The organism is Saccharopolyspora soli, assembly GCF_022678645.1.
GTDB lineage: Bacteria > Actinomycetota > Actinomycetes > Mycobacteriales > Pseudonocardiaceae > Saccharopolyspora > Saccharopolyspora soli.
Map to the genome: position 1 here is coordinate 21357 of NZ_JALBWV010000087.1, position 8517 is coordinate 29873.

Sequence of the window (8517 nt, forward strand, 5' to 3'; positions counted from 1 at the left end):
GGATCGGGCTTCGGAGGTAGTCCTGTGGTCACGTCACGCTCGCAATAATCAGCGGGTCATCTTCGGGTTGATCTCCGACAGGCGCTTACCGGTCTCCTCCATGCCCTGCACCGTATCGTCGCCCCACTCTTCGATGGCGAAGCCAACGCCCCACGAGACCACAGCGCCGCCTGCGACGACCCAGCCGACAGGGGTGCCCATGGCCGCGAGGCCCACCGAGGCCCCCGCTCCCGCGACGAAGCCGCCGAGGCCGGAGGCGACGCTGGTTGTCGGGTCCTTGCCAGCGATCCCGATGTCGTAGCCGATTCCGCCCCCGGTGATAAGCAAACCCACGACCGGGAGCCTGCCGCCCACCTTCAGTGCTCCGCGCAGAAGCCCGCTGCCAGCTGTTTCAGGTTTCTTGCCAAAATCAAGGGTCAGCTGAAGGAATCCCTTCGTTCGGGGTCCCAACTTATCCACCCACTGTGCGGTGCGCGAACCGATGGCCTTCCGTTCCAGTTCAGCTGCTGCCTGCGAGCGCGTGATGTTGATGGCGGCGGCCCGAGTTCGACCCTGCAAGGTCATATAGGGGTTGTTGGCGAGGCGTTCCGATACCTCGATCGAGCCGCTGCGTGCGATCTGCATCGCCTTGGCTTGCATCTTGGCGGTTTGGCCTGCCGTCGCACCAGCGAGACCGGCAAGCACGTCCGAGGCGTTGAACGGAGCCTTCTCGATCAACCCGCCGAGGAACCGGTTGAGGATGGCGATCGAGTCGTTCTCCAGCCTCCGCGCTTCGGAGACCAAAGCCGCGCAGTCCGTGTATGCCTGGACCGTGCGCACGAAGGCTGCCTCCGCACGCACGGCGTCGGCGTGGATCTGCTTCTGTTCGGGACTGGCGGGCTTGTCGGTGGGCAGCGGTCTCGGTGCTGGTGGCTCGGGGCCGGGCTCCATGATCAGGTCACCCTGGACGACCAACCCCTCCGTCAGGGCCAACTCGCGTGCCTGATCCATCCGGACCTTGACGGTGTCGATGGCGTCGGCGTGGCGGCGCAGCTCGAAGGCGAGCTCGCTGTAGCTGATGGACACCTCGTCGACGCGCGGCCCGATCTTGCCCATACCGTCGCGGAAGGCTTTTCCGGCCTCGCTGGACCAACCGCTTTCGGACTCACCACGAACGCGGTTGATGGTGTCCAAGGCCGCGTCAACGGCACGCGCCATCCCGTCAAGCCAGTCCGCAGCGGTACGGATCGTGCCAGGCTGTGGGTCCACCTTGATATCGAGTGGCATGATCTAAATCCCCCAGTGGAACTTATCGCGGGCCGTTCGGGTCGGTGCGGGCAATGTCGCCAGCGTTGCCGTGGTCGGTCTCGTCGTAGAGGTTGCGGCCCTGTGCGACCTCGTCACCGGCATAGTTCATGGCCTCGACGATCCCGGCTGCGGACAGGGTCAGCATCGCCATCGCCCCGGCGACCGCCTCGGTCGCGACACCCACCTGCGGGGCAGGCGGGGGCGCGGCGAACCCATCCAGCTCTCCGGCTCCGGTGCGGAGCTTGCTGGCGAGCGCCTCCAAATCCCCAAGCTGTGCGTGCGTTCCACCCATCAGTTCCCCCCGGCATCGCGGCGTTGGTCGGCTGGTAGCTCGGCATCCCACAGGACCAGGTCAGCGCCGCTGCGCTGCTGGATCTCCGCGACCTTGTCGGCGGGCAGCGACGCCCAGGGCTGGAGGTCCCCGCAGCTGTGCACGAGCGCCTCCAGGGAGGTGTACGCCAGTACCGCGAGGCGACCGTCCTCCAGGCGCCGCAGCTCAACGGTGGCGTCCTTGTCCTGGCTGAGGAGACGCTGTTCAAGCGGCACAAACGCTGGCTCGGGTTCCTCGCCGTTGGCTTCTGCGACGTAGTCAGCGCCGATCACCGACGGCGCCACGTCCCCGTGATCCCGCATCACGTCGCGGTTCCCGTAAGCCAAACTTCCCCCTCATACGACTGTTCTCCCAGGCGGGCACGATACCGAGCCGATCTTGCCCCCTGACGACGTCGACAACACGTCACCCGAAAAGCCCAAACACGACAACGGCCGACGCCGTAGATCATCTCTACCGCGCCGGCCCTCGCCCATGACAGAGCGGAACTACTCACTCCCCGACATCGGGCTCCTGCTCCTCGTCGGCATCGTGACCGACGCCGGTTGCCACGGGGTCGATCTCGACCGACACCGGGATTGGCGATCCTGTGACCTCAGGTTGGTTGTCATGCGAGTTGGGCATGCGGGACTCCTTTCACTTGTGGATGGAATTGGGTGGCCGGTCGGTGCCTTGGGAGGCGCCGCACCGACCGGCCGTCCGCTCGATGCCGGAGGTCGGGTGCAACAACATCGAGCGGAGTCTCGGATGATTCATGCGCTCCGGCGACGCGGGCCGATGCGCGAGCGCAACCACAGGCGTGCCTGAGTGGCGACGTCCGATTCGTCAGCCCAGTCGGATCCAATGTGGACTGTGTCGATGAGCTGGTCGTTGTCGTGCGAGCTACCGATGTCGCCGCGGTGGACGGTGAAGTAACCGGATCCTCGGCCCCAACGGAAGGTGTAGACCTCGGTCGGCGAGACGCGTTCGACCCGCCAGGCCATCGGCAGAAACCGCTTCGGCCCCTTCCTGCTCATAGCGCGACACGGGACAAGATCGGTTCTGGACACTGCGGCGTAGAGTTCGTCGCCGTGTTGGAGGGAGCGCCAGGCGGACGGAACTCGGCGCCGGCTTCCTGGAGCAGCAGGCGCACAGCTCCATAGGACCGTCCTGACACCGCGACCAGTTGCCGGATGCTCGTTCCGCCGTCGTACCAACGTTTGAGGTCAGCCGCCAGCTTTTCCCTGGCAGGCCCGGTTACCCGGGCACGTCGCTGAATTTTCCGCATAGCCACCCTTGTGATCGCGGTTTCTTGCCTAGCTGGTTTGACGGGCACCGCACCTGGCAGCGGCGGACCGTGCGACCGGTCATCACCAACACCGCCCGGCGGCAAGCAGGGCGAGCCGCTCGCGGAGAAGCTCCCGAAGTTCGCCCTCAGTGCGGCGCTCCCGCACGTATTCCAGATGTGTTTTCGATGCAAGGCCCTGCGGAGCCCTGGGCAATCCCGCACTTCTGGTTTCGCTTATGGCCGCCGGCGGTAGGCCAGTGCGAACGGCAGCGAGACCGTGCCGTCTGCACTCCCACGTCTCCGGCGGCTCGCAGCCAGCGACGAGAACAACGGTGAACGTGTCGCCCAAGGGACAGGCGTAAGCCTCAACAAGCCGCTCGACGGGCTCGTAATCCTCCGGACGCTGATAACTCGTGCGCAGTATCGGAACCGCACGAGCCGTGAAACCGGCACCCATGCCCTAGATCCCGACAATCGCGGCGATCTTCGCTGCCACGTCTTCACGCAACGCATGCCGCCCGGTGCTCACGGCTATCTGCCCGTGCTCCTTCGCGACCTGGTCGAGCAGGTGCGCCACCGTCAACGCGCCCTCACCAGCGCCGGCGTGCTGACCACCCGGCTCGGCGATCTGCATCCGCCACGCGACAAAGAGCAGCAGCCCGGCACCAGGCAGCAAGCCGGCGAGAAAAAGCAGTAAAGAAGACACCCCAGTTCAGTCCTTTCCGAAACATCGCGAGCACCTCGGCAGGCGCCCGACCACAGATGGATGCGGAGGCGTACACGCGGCACCGCAATCGGCAAGAGCTAGCCGGACCCGATTCGGCCCGAACAACAACCGCTCGACGTTCACCGGCGACACGCGATGCAGCCGGGCGGTAAACAACCCCGGGCACACCGCGTCCGACCGGAGCTTGGTCACGGCAGCGCATCGCCGGGCAGCCACAGATCAGAAACCGGCGAACCCGCCAGGCGAGGGGCGCCCGGCGAGTCGTGCGGCGGTAGCTCCAGCAAGGCCGGAACCACGTCAGCAACCGGACCACGCTTGTGCCAAACGGCCGGCGGAGAACCAAGTTCAAGATCCTCAATCCGGAACCGTGCGGCGATGGCGTCGTCAGCCGCGCTCGCCTGGAACATGTCCATCGCCCCATGACTGACCCGCATGCCCTGAACAGCAAGGACATTGCCAACACTCGGCAGATGCAGGAACCGAAAACCGGCCTGCACGCTCGCGCGCAGTGCATCGAGATGCGGACGCAACCAAGACTCCATCGCTGCCGACCTCCCGTACGTACGGTGCATTCCCATCGTGCATTCCCGTTGGATCAAGACGGTAGCAGTAAACCATGCATTCCCATTGAGGGAATGCACACAGACGTGTGAGATGTCAGGTTGCGGTCAAGTGGGAAGCTCTGACGTATGGCAACCCCGACCGTGCGGCGCCTTCAGCTCGGCAACGAGCTCCGACACCTTCGCGAGCTCGCGAACGAGACCATCGAGAACGCCGCGAAGATCGTCGAACGGACGACGAGCACGATCAGCAGGCTCGAACTCGGACAGACGGCACTGACGCAACGCCAGCTTGGGGATTTGCTCGACTTCTACCGGGGCAAGATCTCCAACTGCGAGGACACCGCATGGGTTCTTGACCTGGCCAAGGGAAACGAGCAACGAGGTCGCTGGTCCGGCTACCGCTCGGTGTACGCGAAGCACTTCCGGATGGCAGTTGACCTTGAGCGCGACGCCTCGGCCATCCACTGGTACCAAACCGAGCTCGTGTCCGGCTTGCTGCAGACCGAGGCATACATGCGCTCGCTGTTCGTTGACGCCGAAGTTCGCCCGGTTGACCAGGGGATCGACGACGCGATCAAGGCACGACTCGAACGGCAGACGATCTTGACCACCGAGAACCCTCCAGACGTCGGGTTCGTGTTGTCCGAGTCAGCATTGCGCAGGGTCGTCGGCAGCCGTGACGTGATGCGCGACCAAATCACGCACCTCATCAAGTGCGCCGAGCTTCCGAACGTTCAGATGCAGGTCATCCCGTTCGAGGCTCGAACACCGGTCGCGCCCGTTTACAACTTCACGACCTATCGGGTGCCTTCGCCTGGACAAGCCGGTCCGTTGGAGTTCGTCTACGTCGAGGAATACACGGACGGCAGGTACCTCGACCACCCGAGTGACGTCGACGCCTACGCTACGTTGTGGAATCGACTTGTAGGTGCAGCGTTGGACCCAATGGCATCGCGTGACCTGCTGCGTCGCGTAGCCGAGGAGTACGACGCCACCTAGCGGCAAGAGGGGCTGAGGACATGAGCGCATTGACGTTCACCAACTGGCGCAAGTCCAGCCGGAGCACAGGCAACCCGAACAACTGCGTCGAGGTCGGTGACGCCGCCCACGTGCGAGGAGTTCGTGACTCCAAGCTCGGCGAGGCAAGCCCGGTCCTGGCGTTCGGCCGCGGTACCTGGGCTTCCTTCGTCTCCAACCTGAAGTCAGGCCGTTTCGACCGCTGACCGAACGACGAAAGCGGGGGCTGCCGACCGGGCAGCCCCCGCCGTGTACCTACGGCCAAAGACCACACCCCCGTCAGGCCAGTGATCAAGCCGAGTCGTCGACCTGGAGATCGCGAAGACGAGCCAGACCGCGCTCCGCGGCGTAGGCGTCGAGCCCTCTGCGCCAGGCCGTGAGCCACACGCGGGCGAGCAGTCGCCGGTCCCGCGCTTCCCGCTCGTACTGACGAACCTCGTCAGCGCCCATGCGCGCCCGCTCCCACGGCCGCAGCGGCACCCCCGCATACGGGTTCGGCATCGCCGGCTGCAAGGCGGATCCAGCCGTGTACCCCGCCGCATGAGCCTCTTGCACTTGCTCGCGAGTGATCACGTGTTTCCTCTCGGCCGCGCCGTGTGCCCACTGTGGACATTGCTGGGGCACATATGGGGCACACGGCACCCCTCACCGGCCGTCAACAACAGTCACCGACCGGCAGTGTTTTTGCTGGTAGATGCCATGCGCAGCGGCGAGCCGCTGATGACGGTTTCCGTTCGTCAGAACTGGTAGTAGAGGAACGGGCTGAAGGAGCCGGTGGCGACGAGGAGTCCGGCGTAGCCGAGGCCGAGGGTCAGGACCCCTAGTCGCAGGGCGTACGCGCGGCGGGTTCGGACCGCTTCCAGGAACGGGCCGGTGCCCGAGTTCGCCGGGAGCACCACGACCAGCAGCGCCACCAGCAGGAACACCAGGCGTTGGTTGGTCACCGAGGCCGCCACGATGTCCGTCACTCCCGCGATGTCCGGTACCAGCATGTGGCCCAGCATCACGAACGCGCTGCCCAGGTCCGGCGCTCGGAAGAACACCCAGCCGACCACCACCAGCAGCAACGTTAGCGCGCGCCGACCGAGGCGGGCTCGGGCGTTGGCCGGTGCGTGGGACCAGCCGAAAGCGCGCTCGATGACCAGCAGCGCGCCGTGGTACAGGCCCCAAACCAGGTACGTCCAGGCCGCGCCGTGCCAGAACCCGGTGAGCACGAAGATGATCGCCAGGTTCCGGTAGGTGGGGGCGGTGCCCCGGCGGTTGCCGCCGAGCGGGATGTAGACGTAGTCCCGGAACCAGCGGGACAGCGACATGTGCCAGCGCCGCCAGAACTCCGTGATGGTCACCGACGAGTACGGCCGGGCGAAGTTCTCCGGCAATCGGAACCCGAGCATCCGGCCCAGCCCGATCGCCATGTCCGAGTACCCGGAGAAGTCGAAGTACAACTGCATCGCGTAGCCGATCGCGCCCAGCCAGGCGATGGCGAAGGTCATGTCCTCGTTCGGGGTGGCGAAGCAGGCGTCCACCATCGGCGCCAGCGTGTCGGCGATGACGACCTTCTTCGTCAGTCCCCAGGCGAACCTGGGGAAGCCCGCTGCGATGTCGTCGAGCCGGTGCGTGCGCTGCTGCGGCAGTTGGTCGGCGATCTCCCGGTAACGCACGATCGGACCGGCCACCAGCTGCGGGAACATCGCGATGTAGGTGATGAACGACACCGGATCGCGCAGCGCCGGGCGCTCCCCGCGGTAGATGTCCACCACGTAGGAGATGTGGTGGAAGGTGTAGAAGGAGATCCCGATCGGCAACGCGAGGTGCAGCACCGGGAAGTCGCCGCCGAACCACTGCCCGAGCATCGCCAGCTGCGCGGTGGCGAACCCGGCGTACTTCCACACCGCCAGGATCGCGAGGTTGAACCCGACGGTGCCGATCAGCAGCAGTTTCCGCCGCTGCCGGTCGAATCCCCACTCGTCGGGCTCCAAGCGCCGCCCGGCGAGGAAGTTAACCACGATGCAGGCCAGCAACAACAGCGTGGTCCCGCCCGCGCCGCTGGCGTAGAACAGCAGGCTGGCCACGGCGATCACGACGTTGCGTCCGCTGCGCGGCGCGATCAGCACGACCGCGAGCACGGCTGGCAGGAAGTACCAGAGGAACAGCGGACTGGCGAACGACATCGAGGGGCCTCGGGGTACGGGAGGCCCGCGCCTCCCCGTCTGCGGTGCGGAACTGTCTTGCTCGCAGGGACTTTAACCGAGTTCGCATCGTCACCGACCCGGAACGCGGCGGGTTCAAACCCCGGACAGCCGGTGTGCCGATCGCCTAGCCTGGGGCTCATGAACGCTCCACCCCCGCCCGGCTGGTACCCGGATCAGGCAGATCAGCGCTACGTGCGCTGGTGGGACGGTCGGCAGTGGACCCAGCACGTCCAGCCCGCCCAGCAGCAACCGGTCGCCCAGCAGCCGCCGGTCGCCGCGCAGCAGCAACCGGTTGTCGCGCAGCAGAACGACGCGTCGCCCATCGAGATGGCGTTGGGCGGCACCGGCGACACCTCGTCCATCCAGCACCAGGTGCAGCAGCGCGCTGGCGTCGGCGGTGCGGTTTCCGGTGGTGGGGGCACGCTGTTCACCGAACCCGTGCTGGTGGTCAACCAGAAGGCGAAACTGATCGAGATGGCGAACGAGTACGCCGTCTACGACCAGCACGGACGCCAACTCGGTTCGGTCATGCAGGTCGGCCAGAGCGGTGCGCAGAAGGCGTTGCGGCTGCTGACCAAGCTCGACTCGCTGATGACCGTGACCTTGGAGATCCGGGACATCACCGGACGCCCGGTGCTGCTGCTGACCCGCCCGGCCACCTTGTGGAAGGGCACGGTGCACGTGCAGCGCCCGGACCAGTCACCGGTCGGGGACATCCGGCTGACGAACGTCTGGGGCAAGGCGCGGTTCGACTTCGAGGTCAACGGGCAGCGCATCGGCGGCCTGCACGCGGAGAACCTGCGGGCTTGGGACATCAAGGTGCTGGACCACGCCGACGCGGAAATCGGCAAGATCACCAAGACCTGGCAGGGCCTCGCGAAGGCGGCGTTCACCACGGCGGACAACTACGTGCTGCAGATCCACCGGCCGCTACCGGACCCGCTGCTCAGCATGGTCGTGGCGTCCGCCCTAACCGTCGACACCATCCTCAGCCAACAACAATCCTGACCCGCAGCGCAGAAAACTCCGAGTGAAGGGCACCTTCGACCGACTTACCCGGTGGATTCCAGGGGTGGTTGCAACACGAGTGATCAATTGGCTTCGGTCAGGAGTTTAGTTAAGCGCTCGGCTGG

General features: G+C 65.8%; 14 protein-coding genes. 3 read left to right on the plus strand and 11 right to left on the minus strand.

Features of this window, described 5'->3' with window-relative positions; genetic code table 11:
- Positions 1-48: 48 nt before the first annotated feature.
- The 9 genes from MOQ72_RS39215 to MOQ72_RS39245 form a co-directional block, all read right to left on the minus strand.
- Positions 49-1266 (minus strand): WXG100 family type VII secretion target, encoded by a 1218-nt coding sequence (locus MOQ72_RS39215; RefSeq protein ID WP_242191039.1) that lies wholly within the window; start codon positions 1264-1266, stop codon positions 49-51.
- A gap of 22 nt (positions 1267-1288) precedes the next feature.
- Complete coding sequence (locus tag MOQ72_RS39220; RefSeq protein ID WP_242191040.1) at positions 1289-1579, minus strand: hypothetical protein; 291 nt, start codon at positions 1577-1579, stop codon at positions 1289-1291.
- Positions 1579-1944, minus strand: a complete 366-nt coding sequence (locus tag MOQ72_RS39225; protein ID WP_242191041.1) for an SAV_915 family protein — start codon at positions 1942-1944, stop codon at positions 1579-1581. The genes MOQ72_RS39220 and MOQ72_RS39225 overlap by 1 nt, the downstream gene beginning before the upstream one ends.
- Before the next feature lie 166 nt (positions 1945-2110).
- The gene (locus MOQ72_RS44945; protein WP_277955349.1) at positions 2111-2242 is read right to left on the minus strand and encodes a hypothetical protein; all 132 of its coding nucleotides are present in this window, start codon (positions 2240-2242) and stop codon (positions 2111-2113) included.
- Positions 2243-2370: 128 nt separating this feature from the next.
- Positions 2371-2634 (minus strand): hypothetical protein, encoded by a 264-nt coding sequence (locus MOQ72_RS39230; RefSeq protein WP_242191042.1) that lies wholly within the window; start codon positions 2632-2634, stop codon positions 2371-2373.
- Positions 2631-2885, minus strand: a complete 255-nt coding sequence (locus MOQ72_RS39235; protein ID WP_242191043.1) for a helix-turn-helix domain-containing protein — start codon at positions 2883-2885, stop codon at positions 2631-2633. Before MOQ72_RS39235 ends, MOQ72_RS39230 begins: the two co-directional genes overlap by 4 nt.
- A gap of 82 nt (positions 2886-2967) precedes the next feature.
- Positions 2968-3342 (minus strand): RNA polymerase-binding protein RbpA, encoded by a 375-nt coding sequence (locus MOQ72_RS45910; protein ID WP_372495636.1) that lies wholly within the window; start codon positions 3340-3342, stop codon positions 2968-2970.
- A gap of 3 nt (positions 3343-3345) precedes the next feature.
- Positions 3346-3591, minus strand: a complete 246-nt coding sequence (locus tag MOQ72_RS39240; protein WP_242191044.1) for a hypothetical protein — start codon at positions 3589-3591, stop codon at positions 3346-3348.
- Between the two features lie 209 nt (positions 3592-3800).
- Positions 3801-4154: a hypothetical protein gene (locus tag MOQ72_RS39245; protein ID WP_242191045.1), complete on the minus strand. Its 354-nt coding sequence runs from the start codon at positions 4152-4154 to the stop codon at positions 3801-3803.
- Positions 4155-4301: 147 nt separating this feature from the next.
- Between MOQ72_RS39245 and MOQ72_RS39250 the strand changes: the two genes are divergently transcribed.
- Entirely contained in the window at positions 4302-5174 is an 873-nt protein-coding gene (locus MOQ72_RS39250; protein ID WP_242191046.1) for a helix-turn-helix domain-containing protein, read from the plus strand.
- 20 nt (positions 5175-5194) lie between these two features.
- Positions 5195-5398, plus strand: a complete 204-nt coding sequence (locus tag MOQ72_RS39255; RefSeq protein ID WP_242191047.1) for a DUF397 domain-containing protein — start codon at positions 5195-5197, stop codon at positions 5396-5398.
- An 85-nt stretch (positions 5399-5483) separates the two neighbouring features.
- Here the strand turns inward: MOQ72_RS39255 and MOQ72_RS39260 are convergent, their stop codons facing one another.
- Both MOQ72_RS39260 and MOQ72_RS39265 read right to left on the minus strand, forming a co-directional pair.
- On the minus strand, positions 5484-5693 hold the full coding sequence (locus MOQ72_RS39260; protein ID WP_242191048.1) for a hypothetical protein: 210 nt from the start codon (positions 5691-5693) through the stop codon (positions 5484-5486).
- Positions 5694-5929: 236 nt separating this feature from the next.
- A complete protein-coding gene (locus MOQ72_RS39265; RefSeq protein WP_242191049.1) occupies positions 5930-7363 on the minus strand; it encodes an MBOAT family O-acyltransferase in 1434 nt (477 codons plus the stop codon).
- A gap of 159 nt (positions 7364-7522) precedes the next feature.
- Between MOQ72_RS39265 and MOQ72_RS39270 the strand changes: the two genes are divergently transcribed.
- Positions 7523-8392: a phospholipid scramblase-related protein gene (locus tag MOQ72_RS39270; protein ID WP_242191050.1), complete on the plus strand. Its 870-nt coding sequence runs from the start codon at positions 7523-7525 to the stop codon at positions 8390-8392.
- The last annotated feature ends 125 nt before the right edge of the window (positions 8393-8517 follow it).

What these genes read in the sequence shown, in the direction of transcription:
- MOQ72_RS39230 (WP_242191042.1), bottom strand. Translation starts at nt 2,634, where the DNA reads ATGAGCAGGAAGGGGCCGAAGCGGTTTCTGCCGATGGCCTGGCGGGTC.
- MOQ72_RS39270 (WP_242191050.1), top strand. Translation starts at nt 7,523, where the DNA reads ATGAACGCTCCACCCCCGCCCGGCTGGTACCCGGATCAGGCAGATCAG.
- MOQ72_RS39220 (WP_242191040.1), bottom strand. Translation starts at nt 1,579, where the DNA reads ATGGGTGGAACGCACGCACAGCTTGGGGATTTGGAGGCGCTCGCCAGC.
- MOQ72_RS39215 (WP_242191039.1), bottom strand. Translation starts at nt 1,266, where the DNA reads ATGCCACTCGATATCAAGGTGGACCCACAGCCTGGCACGATCCGTACC.
- MOQ72_RS39255 (WP_242191047.1), top strand. Translation starts at nt 5,195, where the DNA reads ATGAGCGCATTGACGTTCACCAACTGGCGCAAGTCCAGCCGGAGCACA.
- MOQ72_RS39250 (WP_242191046.1), top strand. Translation starts at nt 4,302, where the DNA reads ATGGCAACCCCGACCGTGCGGCGCCTTCAGCTCGGCAACGAGCTCCGA.
- MOQ72_RS39265 (WP_242191049.1), bottom strand. Translation starts at nt 7,363, where the DNA reads ATGTCGTTCGCCAGTCCGCTGTTCCTCTGGTACTTCCTGCCAGCCGTG.
- MOQ72_RS39235 (WP_242191043.1), bottom strand. Translation starts at nt 2,885, where the DNA reads ATGCGGAAAATTCAGCGACGTGCCCGGGTAACCGGGCCTGCCAGGGAA.
- MOQ72_RS39260 (WP_242191048.1), bottom strand. Translation starts at nt 5,693, where the DNA reads ATGCCGAACCCGTATGCGGGGGTGCCGCTGCGGCCGTGGGAGCGGGCG.
- MOQ72_RS39245 (WP_242191045.1), bottom strand. Translation starts at nt 4,154, where the DNA reads ATGGAGTCTTGGTTGCGTCCGCATCTCGATGCACTGCGCGCGAGCGTG.
- MOQ72_RS44945 (WP_277955349.1), bottom strand. Translation starts at nt 2,242, where the DNA reads ATGCCCAACTCGCATGACAACCAACCTGAGGTCACAGGATCGCCAATC.
- MOQ72_RS45910 (WP_372495636.1), bottom strand. Translation starts at nt 3,342, where the DNA reads ATGGGTGCCGGTTTCACGGCTCGTGCGGTTCCGATACTGCGCACGAGT.